22 protein-coding genes are annotated in these 17772 nt (G+C 43.6%); 8 read left to right on the top strand and 14 right to left on the bottom strand.

What is annotated here, in order from left to right; all coding sequences use genetic code 11:
* The first annotated feature begins 110 nt into the window (after positions 1–110).
* Positions 111–371 (top strand): ubiquinone biosynthesis accessory factor UbiK, encoded by a 261-nt coding sequence (ubiK, locus tag BAE46_RS11620; protein ID WP_006005997.1) that lies wholly within the window; start codon positions 111–113, stop codon positions 369–371.
* Between the two features lie 60 nt (positions 372–431).
* On the opposite strand, the gene BAE46_RS11615 is transcribed toward ubiK, so the two are convergent.
* Entirely contained in the window at positions 432–1787 is a 1356-nt protein-coding gene (locus BAE46_RS11615; RefSeq protein WP_070112905.1) for an amidohydrolase, read from the bottom strand.
* A 416-nt stretch (positions 1788–2203) separates the two neighbouring features.
* Here BAE46_RS11615 and BAE46_RS11610 point away from each other — a divergent pair, with 416 nt between their 5' ends.
* Entirely contained in the window at positions 2204–2569 is a 366-nt protein-coding gene (locus BAE46_RS11610) for a DUF4870 domain-containing protein (protein WP_006005991.1), read from the top strand.
* A gap of 99 nt (positions 2570–2668) precedes the next feature.
* Positions 2669–3379: an SGNH/GDSL hydrolase family protein gene (locus tag BAE46_RS11605; protein ID WP_006005989.1), complete on the top strand. Its 711-nt coding sequence runs from the start codon at positions 2669–2671 to the stop codon at positions 3377–3379.
* Between the two features lie 93 nt (positions 3380–3472).
* On the opposite strand, the gene BAE46_RS11600 is transcribed toward BAE46_RS11605, so the two are convergent.
* From BAE46_RS11600 to BAE46_RS11565, 8 genes are all read right to left on the bottom strand, one after another.
* Positions 3473–4234, bottom strand: coding sequence for a DnaJ domain-containing protein (locus BAE46_RS11600; protein ID WP_070112903.1), 762 nt, complete (start codon positions 4232–4234; stop codon positions 3473–3475).
* A 113-nt stretch (positions 4235–4347) separates the two neighbouring features.
* Positions 4348–5046 (bottom strand): hypothetical protein, encoded by a 699-nt coding sequence (locus tag BAE46_RS11595; protein ID WP_006005986.1) that lies wholly within the window; start codon positions 5044–5046, stop codon positions 4348–4350.
* A gap of 14 nt (positions 5047–5060) precedes the next feature.
* Complete coding sequence (locus tag BAE46_RS11590) at positions 5061–5327, bottom strand: alternative oxidase (RefSeq protein WP_006005984.1); 267 nt, start codon at positions 5325–5327, stop codon at positions 5061–5063.
* Positions 5328–5685: 358 nt separating this feature from the next.
* A complete protein-coding gene (gene ubiA / locus BAE46_RS11585; protein ID WP_070112901.1) occupies positions 5686–6558 on the bottom strand; it encodes a 4-hydroxybenzoate octaprenyltransferase in 873 nt (290 codons plus the stop codon).
* 4 nt (positions 6559–6562) lie between these two features.
* Entirely contained in the window at positions 6563–7159 is a 597-nt protein-coding gene (locus tag BAE46_RS11580) for a chorismate--pyruvate lyase family protein (protein WP_244885014.1), read from the bottom strand.
* A gap of 169 nt (positions 7160–7328) precedes the next feature.
* On the bottom strand, positions 7329–7649 hold the full coding sequence (gene glpE / locus BAE46_RS11575) for a thiosulfate sulfurtransferase GlpE (RefSeq protein WP_006005977.1): 321 nt from the start codon (positions 7647–7649) through the stop codon (positions 7329–7331).
* 22 nt (positions 7650–7671) lie between these two features.
* Complete coding sequence (gene tdh, locus BAE46_RS11570) at positions 7672–8700, bottom strand: L-threonine 3-dehydrogenase (RefSeq protein WP_006005976.1); 1029 nt, start codon at positions 8698–8700, stop codon at positions 7672–7674.
* Positions 8697–9914, bottom strand: a complete 1218-nt coding sequence (locus BAE46_RS11565; protein ID WP_006005974.1) for a glycine C-acetyltransferase — start codon at positions 9912–9914, stop codon at positions 8697–8699. Before BAE46_RS11565 ends, tdh begins: the two co-directional genes overlap by 4 nt.
* Before the next feature lie 436 nt (positions 9915–10350).
* Between BAE46_RS11565 and BAE46_RS11560 the strand changes: the two genes are divergently transcribed.
* Positions 10351–11073, top strand: coding sequence for a 3-deoxy-D-manno-octulosonic acid kinase (locus tag BAE46_RS11560; RefSeq protein WP_158309270.1), 723 nt, complete (start codon positions 10351–10353; stop codon positions 11071–11073).
* Between the two features lie 89 nt (positions 11074–11162).
* Positions 11163–11651 (top strand): pantetheine-phosphate adenylyltransferase, encoded by a 489-nt coding sequence (gene coaD / locus BAE46_RS11555; RefSeq protein WP_006005971.1) that lies wholly within the window; start codon positions 11163–11165, stop codon positions 11649–11651.
* Positions 11652–11797: 146 nt separating this feature from the next.
* Here the strand turns inward: coaD and mutM are convergent, their stop codons facing one another.
* From mutM to radC, 4 genes are all read right to left on the bottom strand, one after another.
* Positions 11798–12613: a bifunctional DNA-formamidopyrimidine glycosylase/DNA-(apurinic or apyrimidinic site) lyase gene (mutM, locus tag BAE46_RS11550; protein WP_006005969.1), complete on the bottom strand. Its 816-nt coding sequence runs from the start codon at positions 12611–12613 to the stop codon at positions 11798–11800.
* Between the two features lie 392 nt (positions 12614–13005).
* Positions 13006–13161 carry a 50S ribosomal protein L33 gene (gene rpmG / locus BAE46_RS11545; RefSeq protein WP_006005966.1) on the bottom strand — a complete coding sequence of 52 codons (156 nt, stop codon included), beginning with the start codon at positions 13159–13161 and terminating at the stop codon, positions 13006–13008.
* An 11-nt stretch (positions 13162–13172) separates the two neighbouring features.
* On the bottom strand, positions 13173–13409 hold the full coding sequence (gene rpmB, locus BAE46_RS11540) for a 50S ribosomal protein L28 (RefSeq protein WP_006005964.1): 237 nt from the start codon (positions 13407–13409) through the stop codon (positions 13173–13175).
* A gap of 140 nt (positions 13410–13549) precedes the next feature.
* Positions 13550–14224 carry a RadC family protein gene (gene radC, locus BAE46_RS11535; RefSeq protein WP_006005962.1) on the bottom strand — a complete coding sequence of 225 codons (675 nt, stop codon included), beginning with the start codon at positions 14222–14224 and terminating at the stop codon, positions 13550–13552.
* A gap of 74 nt (positions 14225–14298) precedes the next feature.
* Between radC and coaBC the strand changes: the two genes are divergently transcribed.
* The 3 genes from coaBC to BAE46_RS11520 all read left to right on the top strand — a co-directional run bounded on the left by coaBC (position 14299) and on the right by BAE46_RS11520 (position 16647).
* Complete coding sequence (coaBC, locus tag BAE46_RS11530; protein ID WP_070112900.1) at positions 14299–15510, top strand: bifunctional phosphopantothenoylcysteine decarboxylase/phosphopantothenate--cysteine ligase CoaBC; 1212 nt, start codon at positions 14299–14301, stop codon at positions 15508–15510.
* A gap of 88 nt (positions 15511–15598) precedes the next feature.
* On the top strand, positions 15599–16189 hold the full coding sequence (slmA, locus tag BAE46_RS11525; protein ID WP_006005957.1) for a nucleoid occlusion factor SlmA: 591 nt from the start codon (positions 15599–15601) through the stop codon (positions 16187–16189).
* Between the two features lie 107 nt (positions 16190–16296).
* The gene (locus BAE46_RS11520; RefSeq protein ID WP_006005956.1) at positions 16297–16647 is read left to right on the top strand and encodes a hypothetical protein; all 351 of its coding nucleotides are present in this window, start codon (positions 16297–16299) and stop codon (positions 16645–16647) included.
* A 39-nt stretch (positions 16648–16686) separates the two neighbouring features.
* Here the strand turns inward: BAE46_RS11520 and BAE46_RS11515 are convergent, their stop codons facing one another.
* On the bottom strand, positions 16687–17619 hold the full coding sequence (locus BAE46_RS11515) for an ABC transporter substrate-binding protein (protein ID WP_006005954.1): 933 nt from the start codon (positions 17617–17619) through the stop codon (positions 16687–16689).
* Between the last annotated feature and the right edge of the window lie 153 nt (positions 17620–17772).

Raw genomic sequence — 17772 nt, 5'->3', positions numbered from 1 at the left:
TGCTATGAGTTTATTAGACACGAATTATAACAAAACAATGGCAATAGAGACTGTTTTCTTTTAGCTTTGCGTCTACAATAGAGTCAGGTTAAGAATTAAAGGAAGCAAAAATGATTGATCCTAAGAAACTCGAAGAGATTGCTAAGAATATTTCAAACGTTATTCCCTCGGGCATGAAAAGCATGGCGGGCGATGCCGAAGAAAAAGTCAAACAGGTGTTGCAGTCACAGCTAAGCAAACTTGATTTTGTGAGCCGTGAAGAATTTGATGTGCAAAGCCAAGTCCTAATTAGAACGCGTGAAAAGCTGGAAGCTTTAGAAGTTCGCCTTGCTACACTTGAGGCAAATGATGATGGGTCTACCGATTTATAGGCTCTAATTGAAAAGGGGCGCTAGGCCCCTTCTTTTACCCCATTAAATTTCTAACCAGCACTATTTAGCTGGCATTAATTCCATCAAGGCATGAACAGTGCTTACAACACCCACCTTGACTGACTCAGGCTCTACTTTAAAATATGAACTGTGATGCGACGGAATAGGCTCACCACCATTTTGCGCCGCTGCCCACACCTTTGGGTTAGTGCCGCCAATACCCCAGTAAACGCTTTTAATAAGTGGGGTGGTGGTGAAATAGGGAAAGTCTTCGGCGCCCATACCCGTTGCTTCTTGGCTGGTCACAACACTTTCTCCCATATTATCAATCCACACTGATTTTAAACGCATCGCTAGTGCAGTATCGTTTACCGTGGGCGGGGTACTTGAAACAATCGTAACCTCTGGCAACTTATCCTCTGGCATACCGGCGACGCGGCCCATATTCTCAGCAATGCGCTTAACCCCATCAAGCAGTATTTTGCGGGTTTCTAAATTGGTGTTTCTAACCGTTACCTGCAGCACGGCTCTATCAGAAATAATGTTATGTTTGGTGCCACTGTGAAATGAGCCAACCGTAACCACACCCGGCTGGCGAGGGCTAAGCTCACGTGAAACCAAGGTTTGTAATGCCATTACAATTTGGGAACCAAGCACGATAGGATCTTTGCCTGCATGCGGGCTGGCACCATGAGCGCCAACACCATGTATAATAATATCAAGGCTGTCAGAGCCTGCGTAAGGCGCTCCGCCCACTACATTCACTATTCCCGTTGGCCCGGAGGAGCCCACATGAAACGCTAGTGCATAATCGGGTTGTCCAAATGTGTCCCATATGTTGGCATCCATCATTTGCTTAGCGCCTTTAAGACGCTCTTCTGCGGGTTGCCCAATTAGCATTAAGGTACCCGACCATTGATCTTTTGTAGCCGCCATGTAGCGAGCGGTGCCAACAAGGCTAGTAATGTGAACGTCGTGACCACAGGCATGCATTACCGATACTTCTTTGCCCGTTATAGGCGAGATTTGGGTGGCAGTTGAAGCATATTCCAAACCAGACTTTTCCTCTACGGGCAGGCCATCCATATCGGCTCGCATCATCACCAGCGGGCCTTCTCCATTTTTTATAATAGCCACAATGCCAGTTGATGGATTGCCTTCAACGGCCACACCAACACCTTGTGTGACGTCAAAGCCGGCCAGTCTTAACTCTTTCGCTAAGCGTGCTGCGGTTTTGGTTTCTACCAAGGACAATTCTGGGGTTTTATGAAAATGAATAAACAGGTCTTTGAGATAGCTATCGTAATCTTTTTCAACGGCGGTTTTAACGTCGGTGTTCGCGCTGTAAGCTTGCAGACTAAACGCCATTGCAAAACTTAAGCATAGTGCGGAGTTTCTCAGTAACTTTTTCTTCATTTTATATAGCTTTTGTTTATATATTAACTGAATAAAAGAGTAACAGAGAAACCTTCAGAATCAAGCGCTATTTAGATACTGCAAAAATCGTCATACGTCTCTTTGAGTAAGTCCTAATGTGAGTTGTGAAGAAGCCATTGTTTAGCGCGCACAAAGACTATAAGATTAACACATTCGCTGAAGACGACTGTCGCATTGTTGTGAATGAAAAAACCGCTCTTCAAAATAAATATAAGTGTTTACTCATCGCGTTAATAAAAAAACATCGAAGCGAGCACCCTGATTGACCTGCTTGTATCAAAAGCCGATAGGTTTCAGTGATTGTCGCGATGCTCACTATCATGGCCAATGCTGTCAATATTAGCCGGTTAGCGTTAAGCGTGAATTAAGTTCAGCTAGTGTAAAGAGGAAATACAATGGAAGACTTCAAACCTTGGGGCATGGAACTCAAAGTATATTTGATGCTTATGCATTTAAGCCAGTTAGCAGGATTTATTATTCCTTTTGGCGGACTAGTCGTGCCAATTATTATGTGGGCCACTAACAAAGAACATAGCCGAGACATAGATAACCATGGCAAGGTTATTTTTAACTGGATGCTAAGTGCACTCATTTATTTCTTCATCTGTTTTATTCTCACGTTCATCGTTATTGGCGTGTTAGGTTACTTCGCTCTCCTTATTTGTGGTCTTATTTTTATTGTTATGGGCGCAATTAAAGCTAACGGCGGCATTCTATGGCCTTATCCTTTGAGCATTAAATTCTTTAAAATTGAGGCGTAATCGTACTATTTATAGCCTGTATTTGATGGAAGACAAATAAGATGTTTTTTGGCCAAGTATTAAGGGCATTGCCAGTGCTTAGCGTACTCAAGGAGTTTCATGCTGTATAAAGTATTTGCGCTTCTGGTATTCCCCATATTGTTGATACAAGCGAAACAAGTGCGCAAGCGAGCGCTTAGGCTGCCCGAAGCAATAGGTGAGCGTAAAGGTACTGTTTATCGTAAAGATTGTCCCTGCCTTTCCATTCTTATAGTAGGTGACTCAGCGGCAGCGGGGGTGGGTGTTACGCATCAAAAAGACGCCCTGCTGGGTCAACTTATTGCCAATTTAAAAACTCAACGCAGTGTATCGTGGCAGTTAGTGGCTAAGACAGGCGCGCAAACCCAAGATATGATTGACATGATAGCGAGCGCCCACTGCAACCAGCGCATTGATGTTGTCATTACCGGTTTGGGCGTTAATGACGCTACGTCTTTGCAGCGCTCAACACATTGGATAAACGAACAACACAAGCTACATGAATATTGTTTCGAAACCCTGGGCGCCAAGCATATAATTGTGAGTGGCATGCCACCTATGCATGCTTTTGCTTTGCTGCCCCAACCATTAAGATGGGTCATGGGCTGCAGAGCAAAGCAGCTTGACGCACTTCAAAAAAGTAAATTAGCTAAACAAGGGCGCACATCTTACGAAGCTTCATCGCCTAATCTACAGAATAGCGCAATGGCCGAAGACGGTTTTCACCCGGGTATTGATATTTACAAAGAATGGGCGAGTGCCTTGAGTCAGCGTATTTTAACGCTTAAATAGTGTTTTTTACGACGCGCCTCGTTTGCTTATTTCAAGGAACCCCTACCCTTAGTTTCACGTCACCTTGGTTTCAAACGCATGAACGCTCTAAGTTTACATGCCATGGCGGCTTACCAGTAAATCCTTCGCCTGATTAATTTTTGCGGCTAAATAATTGTTGCCTCCTCGATCTGGATGAAGCTTTAGCATTAGTTTACGGTGCGCTGAAATGACCTCTTCCTTCGTCGCGTTTTGGTCAAGGCCAAGTACTGCATAAGCCTCACCTTCAGTCATCTTAGCGCCATCGGTTGCGCCTGCGTTTTGTTCACTGCCTGGTGGATCGTTCTCGGCATTAGCAGCTTCGCGCCAGTCAGCGCCATACTGGCGATCAAGATAGGCAGCCAAAACTTCGATTGAATCCGGATATTGCTTTTCTGCTAAAACATAAAGGGAAGTTAATTCTGACTGACTAAATTCAGATAGATATCTGCCCTTGCTAACAGTATCTAGTAATTCACCATTTAAATTTCCACTTTCGTGATCAAGAGTCATTCTGAGCAAGCTAGTTTCGACCGTAGAATGCTGCGCTGAACCTGAGCTGTGTTTAGCTTTAGCCTTTTGGTAAAGCCCGTTTAAAAACGGAAAATAGCGTAGAAATGGAAATAAGCGCTTAGCAAATACTACTAAACCTGTCCCCAGTGCTGCCAAAAGATAAAGCTTTCCAGTAACCGTTAGCAAGAGCAGTGTCGAGATAAACGCAAGCGCACCCACTTTTGCGCCCACTTTCTTTTTTTGTTTCAGTCTTAAGCCGCGAATATATCCTAGTGTAATATAGCCGATGGTGATAACCGCTACTAAAACAACAAGTCCTATCATAGAGTTTTCACTTATTTAAGGTATCAGTTAAGGCCTAAAGCCTATCACTATACATTTTACGATATTGGTATTTTAGTGAGAATAGTCAAATTGTTGCTCGCTACTCATTGCGACTACTTTAACTGCTGCAATAAGCGTTGCACGCTCGCATCATTGCTCAATAAATTACTTTTCAAAGCAGATTTACCGCCTGTTGCATATACTGCAACCGCGGCTAACAACTGACCTAACTGTTTGGCACTGCCTTGGTCAAATTGACAATGGGCGCCTCCACTCAATGTCGCTAACTGTGAGAAGATACTGCCAACGTTTGAGTCGTTTCCTTCTTGAAAAATAAACACAGGTAAATTGAGTATTCCCAACTGGCCTGCCAAGGCTCCTAGTGAATCTGGGTTTTCTTCAACACAATCACCAACAAATACCAGTGCGTTTACTTTTTTTGTGCGATTTTCACTCAATGCATGTGATAACACTTTGGCAATCTGGGTTTGTCCGGCTAGGCAGCGTACCGACAGCAAGGATTGCTTAATTTCATCGGCGCCGCTTGTCCAAGGAAGCGCCTTAAACTCTCCCATTCCCCGGTAGTAACAAAGCTGAACACTCAGTGCACTCACTTTATCGACTTGTGCAAACATGGCTGCATGTTGCTGACTAGCCATATCCCAGCAGTGCTCACGACTTGCTGTGGCATCCATTGCAAATATCAATCTGCCTTTACTTGCGCTCGTGACCAGCGCAGTATTTTTGACTTTGCCAATGAATGCCTGGATATCGTGAGCACTCGCTTTTTTATCAGGCAGGCTTGAGGTCATATCGTGCTCCGGTTTTATGCTTTTTTATCGAAGTTATCAGCAAATTGATGGTTTACATCTCTGATGCCGTCTTCATCTTCGAAATATCCTACTAATCTATGCGCCGTTCGGCCAGGGATTATGTATAAAATTACAAAGCTGGTAAAAAAAAGATTGGCAAAAAAACGTAAGAGCTTGGTTAAGCGCAAAACGAATCGCTCAGAAAATCCAGACGGCGTATGGTGTTTGCTTAAGGGATCTGCGAAATCTTTTTTCAATGAATATTCATGTGTTTGACTCATGGTAATCACTCCTTTAATAGACGTTTCTAAGCACTTCTATCATTAATATTGAAGCTTACTTCTGGGTATAGTTACGTGTGGAATATGCATTGTGACGATTAGCTCGCGCAACTTGCCCATCACTGTGTCAATATATATTCACAAAACGCCTTCGTTAACAAATTAGAATATAACCGGTCCCTTGCGTGTGACAAAATGCACACTTTTATAAGCAGGGCGAACGATATTATTCCTTTTCCGTTTGGCCGGTAATCCTTCGCTTTGCGTGATTTTGCAAGTGCTGGTTAACAGTCAGCTTTTTCAATAGTAAATAGGCCTTGATTTGCTAATGTTAGCATGGATTTATTAATAGTGGCTGTTACTCACTTATAACATAAGCAAGCGCGATGCTTATTGTAATTGCCATTCCCACCCAGTTATTGTTTAAAAAAGCGGTAAAGCATTTGGGTTCTTCTCGGGATTTGCATAGCGTAAATTGGTATATGAAAAGTGCTGCTGCGCACAATAAGCCCAAATAGCTCATTGCAGGTAAATTAGTAATATAATAAACCCATGCTAATAAGACCAGCGTAATGCATTGTAGCAGTACGATTAAAGTCACATCAAAGCGTCCAAACAAAATAGCGGTCGACTTAATGCCTATTTCTATATCGTCGGCTCTATCTACCATGGCATATTGCGTATCATAGGCCACAATCCAGCATAAATTAGCCGTGTATAACAGCCACATCCAAGCCGGCAGTGCTGCGGTAACCGCCATAAAGGCCATGGGAATAGACCAGCCAAACGCGGCGCCTAAAACAACTTGTGGTAAATGTGTGTAACGCTTCATAAAGGGATAAATACTGGCTAAGAACAGCGCTACCACCGACAGTGCAATTGTTTGAATATTTAAGAATAATACCAGTACAAAAGCGATAATGATGAGCATGGCAAAGAGATGTTTGGCTTCTTTAGTGCTTATATCGCCCGAAGGTAAGGGCCTGTTTTTAGTACGCGTCACCGAGCCGTCTATCTTGCGGTCAGCAAAATCATTAATAACGCAGCCTGCGCTTCGCATAACGATTACGCCCAGCACAAAAATAAGGGTAATGTGCCAAGGCGGCAGGCCTTTCGCTGCAAACAATAAGCCCCAAAGTGTTGGCCATAAAAGTAAGTATGTACCAATAGGTTTGTGAGCACGCATAAGTTGCCAATAATGGTGTTTGTTTACGAACTTAAGTGCAATCATGCGGCTACCAGTAGCAAGGGCTGTCAGGCAAAAAAGCTTCAGCCACCAACAGCTCGTAGTTTTCAATGGTAAATTTTGAGCGTCTTGCCCAAAAGTCTTGAGTAGGGCTAAAAGCCTTATGGTTGAGTGGATGATAAGTAAGTTTACCAATTTCAAATTCACCGCGCACAAATTTATCATCGTTGAAAATGCGACTGCCTAAGGGTTGATTACCTAAATTCGCCCATGTTGAATTGCATAAATTATCAGGTAAAACACTTCTGGCGAACACCCAATCTTGGGGCATAGATTGACGTTTGACAGTACTATTAGTGCCTACTTTACTGGCAGTTTCCAGCGGCACACCCTGCAATAGAACTTCGCGTATTTGCCAAGTATTGTTAGTGTTTTGAGATAAACGATGGCGCTCCGATTCATCCGGGCAGGCCACTTTTTGCCCCAAAAGTTCTACTTTAAAATGACTAGTGAGCGCTTGCAAACGTTCAGTAAGCGAACCTGTATTAAGCAGCCAATCAGCCACCGATGGCCGCAGTTCTGTTACGTCGCGTAGTGATTGCCACTTTACAGGCATAGAATAAGGAAACATTTTTGGCGTAATCAATACTACAGTTTTTGCTAAGTTGTCCGATAGCTTGAGTCTACCACATTGAATTTGTTTTTTACCACGGGTAAACAAAAATGCTGAAGCGATTTCGTGAACTGCGCGACCAGACCGTCTAGCAGCGTTTTATAGAAGTGAATAAAGCAGCCAGCGCTGATATAAGTATACCTTAGCTTGTGGTAGTAAACGCAAAACTAGTGCGCCAAACTTCAAACCCACCATCCATGCTGTACACTTCTTTAAAGCCTTGATGAATCAGGTACTGCGCCGCCTGCTGACTGCTAATGCCGTGGTAGCAACATACCACCACCGGCGTATCAAAATCGTTCTCATTCATAAACTGAGTAATGTTGCCGTTGCTTAAATGAAAAGAATTGGGAATATGGCCAGATTCAAACGACTGATCGTCCCGAATATCAAGCACTTTTATCTCGTTTTTGTCTAACCTAGCCTTGGTGTCCTGCGGCGAAATATGCTGAAACTGTTCCATTAGCGCTCCTAATAAAAACTAACTACGCTGTCCAATCAAGTATTACTTTACCTGATTGGCCAGAATCCATTATCTCAAAACCTGTTTTGAAATCGTCTACCGGCATTGAGTGCGTGATGATAGGGCTTAAGTCTAATCCACTTTGTAACAAACTCACCATTTTATACCATGTTTCAAACATCTCTCGGCCATATACGCCTTTAATCGTTAAGCCCTTAAAAATAACCTGATTCCAATCAATTGCGACACTTGCAGGCGGAATACCGAGCATGGCTATTTTGCCGCCGTGATTCATTTTGGCTAGCATACCGCTAAACGCGCTTGGCACCCCCGACATTTCAAGACCCACATCAAAACCTTCCGTCATGCCGAGTATTTTAATGGTCTCATCTAAATTTTCGTTGTTAATATTTACCGCGCGCGTAACGCCCATCTTTCTGGCTAAGTCTAGACGATATTCGTTTACATCGGTAATGACGACAAAGCGTGCCCCTGCGTGTTTTGCTACCGCAGCGGCCATAATACCAATAGGCCCGGCGCCGGTGATAAGCACGTCTTCTCCGACCAAATCGAAAGAGAGGGCGGTGTGCACTGCATTGCCAAAGGGATCAAAAATAGCCGCCATATCATCGCTAATATTCGCGGGAATTTTAAAAGCATTAAAAGCGGGAATAACCAAATATTCAGCAAAAGAGCCTTGGCGGTTAACGCCTACACCAATAGCATTGCGGCATAAGTGTACGCGCCCTGCCCGGCAGTTACGGCAATGTCCACAGGTTATATGACCTTCACCGGACACTCTGTCGCCTAGGGTAAAGCCTTTTACTTCGCTGCCAATATCAGCCACCTGCCCCACATACTCATGGCCCACTACCATAGGCACGGGGATAGTTTTTTGCGACCATTCATCCCAATTGAAAATGTGCATGTCGGTGCCGCAAATGGCGGTTTTACGAATTTTGATCAGCAGATCGTTAGGGCCAATTTCTGGTATTGGGCTGTCGATCATCCATATGCCTTTTTCACGCTGTGTTTTGGCTAATGACTTCACGCTATTTCTCCACTTTTTTCAGAAATGACGCCAAGCTCAAGACCGACTTCAATAAAGGCATCTACCGCTTCGTCAATTTGCGCCGTGGTGTGTGCAGCAGACATTTGGGTGCGAATTCTGGCCTTATCTTTTGGCACTACCGGGAATGAAAACCCAATCACATATATATTCTTTTCGAGCAGTTTATTGGCCATGCTGCTAGCTAGTTTTGCATCGCCTAACATTACTGGAACAATGGCGTGGTCTTTGCCCGATAGCGTAAAGCCAGCATGTTCCATGCGCGTTCTAAAGTGCTTAGCGTTTTCAGTTAATTTTACGCGCAGTGCGTCGCCCTGCTCCATCATTTCAAATACTTTTAATGAAGCTGCGACAATGGGCGGCGCCACTGAGTTGGAAAACAAGTAAGGTCGCGAGCGCTGACGTAACCATTGTACCACTTCTTTTTTGGCCGAAGTAAATCCGCCTGAAGCGCCACCAAGGGCTTTACCTAAGGTCCCGGTAATAATATCTACCCGGCCCATTACATCGCAATATTCATGGCTGCCTTTACCTTTTTCACCCACAAAACCGGTGGCATGGCAGTCGTCAACCATTACCATGGCGTCGTATTTGTCAGCCAAGTCGCAAATGCCTTTTAGGTTGGCAATAACGCCGTCCATTGAGAACACGCCGTCGGTGGCAATTAGTTTAAAGCGAGCGCCATCGCTGGTGGCTTGTATAAGCTGTTCTTCAAGCGCCTGCATATTGTTGCTGTCGTAGCGATAACGCATGGTTTTAGACAAACGCACACCGTCTATAATGCTGGCATGGTTTAGCGAATCTGAAATAATGGCGTCTTCTTTGGTCAATATTGTTTCAAACAAGCCACCGTTAGCGTCAAAGCAAGAAGGGTACAAAATGGTGTCTTGCATGCCTAAAAATTCACTTATTTTACTTTCAAGCTGCTTGTGAATATCTTGCGTCCCGCATATAAAACGAACGCTGGCTACGCCAAAGCCGTGGCTGTCTAAGCCGTCTTTAGCAGCCTTAATTAAGTCTTCATGATTGGCCAGCCCTAAATAGTTATTGGCACAAAAGTTAAGCACTTTTTGGCCATTAGCAATCGCAATTTTAGAACACTGCTGTGAAGTGATAACTCTCTCTTCTTTGTATAGGCCTTGAGCTTTGCTCTCATCAATTTGTTGCTGTAGTTGCTGAATAAACGCCTGTGACATTGCGTACTCCATATCTGTGCACACTTGTTTCTAAACAACAAGATGCTAAGTGAAACGTGAAAAAAAGTGCTTCTTTGCGTTATAAAAAGGCACGTTTTTATGTGAGTAAATTGTATACGACATAGTGTAAAACACAATGTTAATAATCGCTTTGATACCATCAAAATAGGCGGTTTATTGCGTAAACTTTGCAGCCAAGTTGCTTTTTATGAACGTTTTGTTGATTTTATAAGCAGTTGAGTGAATTTAGTGTTCCCAGCGCACATAAGCGATATCTTATTCACAGCATGGTGTGAGGTAAATGTGCACATAAACACCACCAAATAACCAGCTTATAGGCTGACAGCCCATCGCAGCAGGTGGGGCCACTATGTGATCATGCGCTTTTTTGATATATTAGCGCCACATTGTGTAAATGAAGCCTGTTAATGAGCAAATGACGATACAAGTTACTGAATTAAATAAGAGTACATTATTGCTCACGCCTAGCGCTGAGGCCTTAGGCCTATGTGACGATCACTTCGACAATGACTTTTTAAAACGAAAAAAACTCATCACACAGATCGCAAAAGGCAGAGGTATTGTCTACTTTTTTACCTTAGGCAATACTGAATTAGTGCTGCGCCATTACAAAAGAGGTGGCTTAGTCGCGAAGGTGTCAAACGATAGCTTTATATTCACCCGCATTTCGCACACTCGCTGCTATGAAGAGTTGAGCGTGCTGCAGCACTTACGTGATAAAAAAGTGAATGTCCCTAAGCCAATCGCTGGTAAAATTACCCGCAAAGGTCTTTTTTATAGCGCTGATATCATTACCGAAGTTATTTCAAACGCCGTTGAACTCAACGAAATACTATTATCAGAAGGCGTCGTGGCGGCTACGTGGCAAGCAATTGGGCTACAAATAAAAAAAATGCACAACGCGCAGGTGTATCATGGCGATATTAACGTGAAAAATATATTACTGAGTCGGCAAACTACACCGCCAAGCATTCATTTGCTCGATTTCGATAAGTGTGCCATTAAACGCGGTGATGATTGGAAAAACGCTAACTTACTGCGCTTTAAACGCTCACTTCTTAAACAAGTGAGTAAATCACCGCACTATCATTATCGTCAACGCGATTGGGACGCCTTACTAGCAGGCTACAATAAATGATGGATGCTCTCTAGCAATTGCTGGGCAAAGGGTCTACGATTATCAACTATTAGTTATTTATCGCTGCCGCTAGCAAAGGAATTAAGCTTATGTCGAAGCAACGTGCAATTTATCCGGGTACGTTTGATCCAATCACCAACGGCCATGCCGATTTAATTGAACGTGCTGCCAGTATGTTTGATGAAGTTATTGTGGCGATTGCCGCTAACCCCAGCAAACAACCGCTGTTTTCTTTAGAAGAGCGAGTGGCGCTCATTACGCAAGTATGCGCACATTTAAAAAATGTTAAAGTGACTGGCTTTACTGGCCTACTTGCCGCATTTGCAGATACTAACAACGCTCACATTCTGATTCGAGGCTTACGCGCGGTGAGCGACTTCGAATATGAGTTTCAGCTAGCCAATATGAACCGGCGCTTGAACCCTGATTTAGAAAGCGTGTTTTTGACGCCTTCAGAAGAAAATTCGTTCATATCCTCTACCTTGGTAAAGGAAGTGGCCTTGCACAAGGGAAGTGTTGAGCAGTTTTGTCACCCACTTGTATATGCAGCTTTGAATGAAAAATTTGGCATTAAATAATGACTTTACTCCCATGACAGGGAAACATCATGTTCGCTTCACTATTTAAAAAATCACACTTTGCAAGGTAAGACAAAGTCTTTGTTTACAAACAGTCATGAAGGCTATGGCCTTTATTTTCAATCCCATAAATTATGAATAGTTGCTTAGCGCTGACACATCTTGCAGAAGAAGGTGTTGCGCTGACCAATCACCTTTGAGAATATTGGCGCCTTACAAACATCACACTCTTCCCCCACTCGCCCATACACATGTAAATGTTGGGCAAAGTAACCCGGACTGCCGTCGGCTTGGGCAAAGTCTCTTAAAGTAGTACCACCGTGCTCGATTGCTTTTGCTAGAACTATTTTAATTTGCTGGGTGAGCAACTTATAGCGTTTTAGACTAACGCGCCCGGCCGCCCGACGTGGGTCGATGCCGGTGTTAAATAAACTTTCGTTTGCATAAATATTACCTACGCCTACCACAACGGCGTTGTTCATAATAAAGCTTTTTACCGGCACTTTGCGGCCACGACTTAAAGCGAACAGGCGCTTGTTATCAAAATCATCGGTTAATGGTTCAGGACCTAAGTTATCGAGCATCGCAAGGGCTTGGCTGTTGCGAACATCTTGCCATAAACAACTGCCAAAACGACGGGCATCGTTGAGCACCAGCTTCTTGCCCGAGTGCAGTTCAATTTCAATATGATCGTGCTTTTTACGCGCAAGCTGCGCGTCGACTACCCGCATTTTACCTGACATCCCTAAATGCAGCACCATTTCGCCTGCGTCGGTATGAATAAATAAATATTTAGCGCGGCGGGTCACGTCGTTAATGACTAAGCCTTCGCTTAGATGCACCTGCAGCGGTACTTTCCATCTTAGTTGACGCTGATGCACATGCACCTTTTTAATGGTTTGATTGATTAAATAGGGAGATATACCCAGTCGTGTGACTTCTACTTCAGGCAGTTCTGGCAAAGTGTTCTTCCATTGGTCGTGTAAACGCATCGCCACTCGAGTAAAAAAGACAAAACGCGCGCTATAAAATAATGCTAGTGCTTGCTACTGCGTTACCTGCACTATTAGTTCAAGTAACTGTTTAATAGTGGGTGAATTTAACACATAAACTTGTTTGTCGATGACAAAAAACAACTGATTTTCGATTATAGTTAAGGCGACAACGGTGGGTTTGTAGTATAAAAAACGATATTAGCGAACATAAAAATCCCAGCCTTTAGCTGGGATTTTTTTATGCATTTGAGCTTACAAGTATGAATTTTGTGACGCTACGGGTCAATCTGGAGACAAATCAATTAATCCGCGAAACTAGTACTTTTTTCATTACTTGGTGCTTGTTACATGAATATCAACTACTTGATTTTAGCTTCTTTAAACATAACGTGCTGGCGAATTGTTGGGTCAAACTTTTTGATCTCCATTTTGCCAGGCATGTTGCGTTTATTTTTGTCTGTGGTGTAGTAAAAACCGGTACCCGCAGATGACACTAACTTAATTTTATCGCGCATGATCAGATTCCTTAGATTTTTTCGCCACGTGCACGGATATCAGCTAATACTGAATCAATGCCGTTTTTATCAATAATACGCATACCTTTGGTAGATAAACGAAGCTTAACAAAACACTCTTCGCTCTCAACCCAAAAACGGTGTGTGTGAAGATTTGGTAAAAAGCGACGACGAGTCGCGTTTCTAGCGTGTGAACGGTTGTTACCAACCATTGGACGCTTACCGGTTACTATACAAATTTTAGACATTTTAGTCTCCAGAACAGCTGTTATTCCGTTTAACATCTGCAAAGAAATTGCAGTTAAACGTAGTTAATTAAGAGGGCGCATTTTATACAGTAAATAAGCACAAAATACAAACACTTTCGATCACAAGGGCGTAACTATTTTCATAGTAATCCTCTTTGAGCGAAAGACACCGCGCACGAATGACCAATCACGAAGTGGTCAAGCACGGTCACATCAACCAGCGCGAAAGCCTGCTTTATTCTTTGCGTTATTTGAATATCGGCTTGGGATGGTTCAGCAACGCCGCTGGGGTGATTATGTGCAAGTATAACAGCTGCGGCGTTATCATCCATAGCTTGTTTGACTAATTCTCGCGGATAAACAGCTGCGCTGTTAATAGTGCCTTTGAACATTTCTCGATACGCAATTAGCTGGTGCTGACTGTCAAGCATGAGCATGGCAAATACTTCACGCTTTTGCTGCGAAAGCTGGGCGCGCAAATAGTCAGATGCGGTGTCGGCACTGGTGAAGCTGTCTTGCTGGCGCAGTTTCTCGGCCAGACCCCGCTTAAAAAGCTCTGTGCATGCCTGCAGTAGCGCAAACTTGGCTTTGCCTAAACCCGGTAATTTAAGCAACTGTGGCTGTGAGGCAAACAGCAAAGCCTGCACGCTGCCAAACTGATTAATGGCATTGCGCGCCAACTCTACTGCCGACTGCCCTTTAATACCGGTATTAATCAATATCGCTAAAAGTTCAGCGTCGGAGAGTGTTTGTGAGCCAAATTGCAATAATTTTTCACGCGGGCGCTCATGTAAGGGCCAATCTTGAATTTTCATGTTTCCATTCCTTGGTTAACAGTGGTTTAATAACAGCATTAAACCTCGTTTATTAATACTTATCTATGAGCAATATGCAACTTGTACAAAAGAATGTTTTATTAGGGGTAAGTGGCGGAATAGCGGCATATAAAACCCCCGATTTAGTGCGTAAATTAACCGCTAAGGGTGCAAATGTAAGAGTCGTACTTACCAATTCTGCCACGCATTTTGTAAGTGCCTTGTCACTGCAGGCTGTTTCAGGCAACAAGGTAAGCATCCACTTATTAGACGAAGACGCCGAAAACGGCATGGGCCATATAGAGCTAGCACGCTGGGCCGATTACTTTTTGGTCGCGCCCGCCACAGCCAATACTGTCGCTAAATTGGCCTTGGGCTTAGCAGACGATTTACTCACTACCTTAGCGCTCGCTACCACGGCCCCTGTGTTTATTGCTCCGGCCATGAATCAACAAATGTGGGCAAGTGCCGCCACCACGCACAATATGAACACCCTAGCACTCAGAGGCGCTCATGTTCTTGGCCCAGCGGCTGGCGAACAGGCCTGCGGCGACATAGGCTACGGGCGTATGCTTGAAGCACACGAACTAGCCGACGCCATTGGAGAATTTGCCGACGCTAATCGCGCTGTTGAAGCTTTATTCAAAGATAAACACATCATGATAACTGCAGGTCCTACCCGTGAAGAAATTGACCCCGTGCGCTATATAAGTAATCACAGCTCGGGCAAAATGGGTTTTGCCATTGCTGCAGTTGCACAACAGCTGGGCGCGAAGGTCACTTTGATTGCTGGACCGGTGTCGCTTCCTACGCCGCCAAATGTCATTCGCAAAGACATAAACAGCGCACAAGACATGCTAAATGCAGTACACGAAACCATTGCTACGCAGGATATTTTTATCGCTTGCGCAGCAGTTGCTGACTATAAAGTAGATAAGATAAGCGCGCAAAAATTAAAAAAACAGAGCCAAAATATTACGTTAACCTTAAGCCAAAACCCTGATATATTAAGTAGTGTCGCGTTTTTAGAAAAACCACCGTTCACAGTAGGATTTGCTGCAGAAACACAGCACGTTGAATCTTACGCAAGAGCTAAGTTAGAAAAGAAAAAATTGAACATGATTGCCGCAAATGATGTATCAAATTCTACTTTAGGCTTTAATTCTGATCGAAACGCGCTTATAGTTTTAACGAGTAGCAGCACACAGCATTTAGCGCCAAATAATAAAAGCTTACTGGCAATGGAATTGATGAAACTAGTACATAAAGAATACAGCCGTAGCTAACGTCATGTTGTCTATTTAATAAATAATACCACTGTTTAAGGTTTGCGTAAAAGCTCGCCGTGACGCACATAAGAAGAAGACTTTTATCATGCCAGCACCCAAAAAAACTAATCGCAAAGCGCAAATTCTGGAGGCGCTGGCGGGAATGTTAGAGACCCACCACGGTCAACGCATCACCACGGCTAAGCTAGCCGCTACTGTAGGCGTGTCAGAGGCCGCTTTATATCGGCACTTCCCCAGCAAAGCGCGTATGTTTGAGGGTTTGATTGACTTTATTGAAGAAACGCTTTTTTCACGCATCAATAAAATTATGGCGGATGAAAAAGATGCCGCTAACCGCTGCCAACTGGTACTACATCTTATTTTGGGCTTTGCAGAAAAAAATCCCGGCATAACACGCATCCTAAACGGTGATGCGCTTATGGGCGAACAAGAACGCTTACGCGAACGCATCGCGCAGCTCTTTGACCGTCTAGAAATACAAATTAAGCAAATACTACGAGAACGCAAACTGCGCGAAGGTAAAGAAGCCATAGTAGATGAAGCCCTGCTGGCTAACATGCTAATTTGCTTCGTTGACGGCAAAATTAACCAATACGTACGCAGCCAATTCCAACGCCGCCCTACAGCACAATTTACCGAGCACTGGGCCCATATTCGTGAGCACTATCTAGGCTAAAACTAATGGGAGCAGGTCTACTTAATATCTATTAGTCTTGAACCCTTCACTTAGCACATCAACCAGCGAAATGAGCACCGTCTCCTTACATCTCAAAGGCAGGCAATATGAATAAGACAGTTAAGAAATTGGAAAGTAACTTAGTGCGAGCGCTCACTGTAGCCTGCGAGCAAGCAAAGCTAGAGGTAAGCGGTTTCGAATGGCTAACTCATACCGCCGAATACTCGAATTTTCCTAAGAGCTTACTGATACGATGCATTTTTGATGATGACGCATCACTGCACAAAGCTAAAGATTCAGCCCACGACCTAACTATTATTAGGTGCATTCACAAGGCCTTATTGAACGCCGGCATTTTGCTGCAAAATCCGAAAAAACATGTGCTGTTTGACACTGAACAAGCGTGTGAACGCGAGCATGAAGGAAATTGGAAGAAGCGCATTCAAACTCGCCATTAAGACTCTTTTACCTTTCTTAGCCATGATATTGTTCACCCCTCAGTGGATAGACTTTGTGTCAAAAACGTTCAGCAGTTCGTTTGTGCAGATGTCGGCCGCAGTAAATGGCGCTATTTCTAAGCTTCTTAACCTAAGCCAATCTAAAAAAGCACTTACCTTTTTTTCATCCATAAGGCCCCACCGGCCTTTTTCGGTAAATGCACTAGATGACGCCGTTAAGGCTTTTTTTAGATCAATGTTGGCATCTTGTTTTGGCACAAATTGAGCAAAAATATCGACCGCTTCCTCAGGATGCTTGCAGGCAAACAAAAAACCTTGCTCGGTAGCATGCAGAAACTGCCGATACGCATCTTTTTTTGTTGTAATGAGGGCTTCATCGGCAACCAGAACGGGCGAGTAACTGTAAGGAATGTTGTAATCTTCCAGTTTAAAATAGCGCATATCGTACTTGCTGTTATTTATCGACACTCCTTCCCAATTCAAAAAGATCCATGTGGAATCTGCGCGGTTATCGAGCAGGTGCTCCCAAATTTCTAGTTTGTCAGGGTAGCTGATCTTAATATCACCTTGCCCACCGTCGTTACGGATCATTTGACGCACAATTTCGTCTTCATACTTGGCTTCGTATGAGGCATATAAGGTATGGTCTAAATCTTTGGGAGTCACAATATTACTGCTTGTTTTCACCACAATGGCGCTTAAATCTTGCTGTAAAATTGCCGCTACAGCTTTGAGGTTAAAGGGCACTAACTTGGTGCGATAGCTAATCACGCTTTCAGTTGGGCACAGCGCAAAATCGGCTAGCCCCAATTCTACTTTTTTAGCCGGCGTTATTGCATAGTTATCTTCACGGGGATCGGTAATAGTTACCTGTAAATCATGTTCAGAATAATAGCCTTTGGCTTGGGCAATAAAAAATCCAATATGATTGATGTTGGGTGTCCAGTCTAGCGCTAAAGTGATAATAGACATCGCTTTTTAGTCCCTGTGAGTATTTAAGAATGGGCGAAGTATTATTTATACCAAAACTGACGGTGTCAATATTATTAAGCGCAATAGCCGTTTTAACTTGGTCAAACAGTTGATCATTTTCAATTTGTTTTGTAAATAGGTTAAGGGCTAGTG

The organism is Glaciecola punicea (assembly GCF_001756615.1).
GTDB lineage: Bacteria > Pseudomonadota > Gammaproteobacteria > Enterobacterales > Alteromonadaceae > Glaciecola > Glaciecola punicea.
This window is presented reverse-complemented; position numbering and strand designations above follow the sequence as displayed.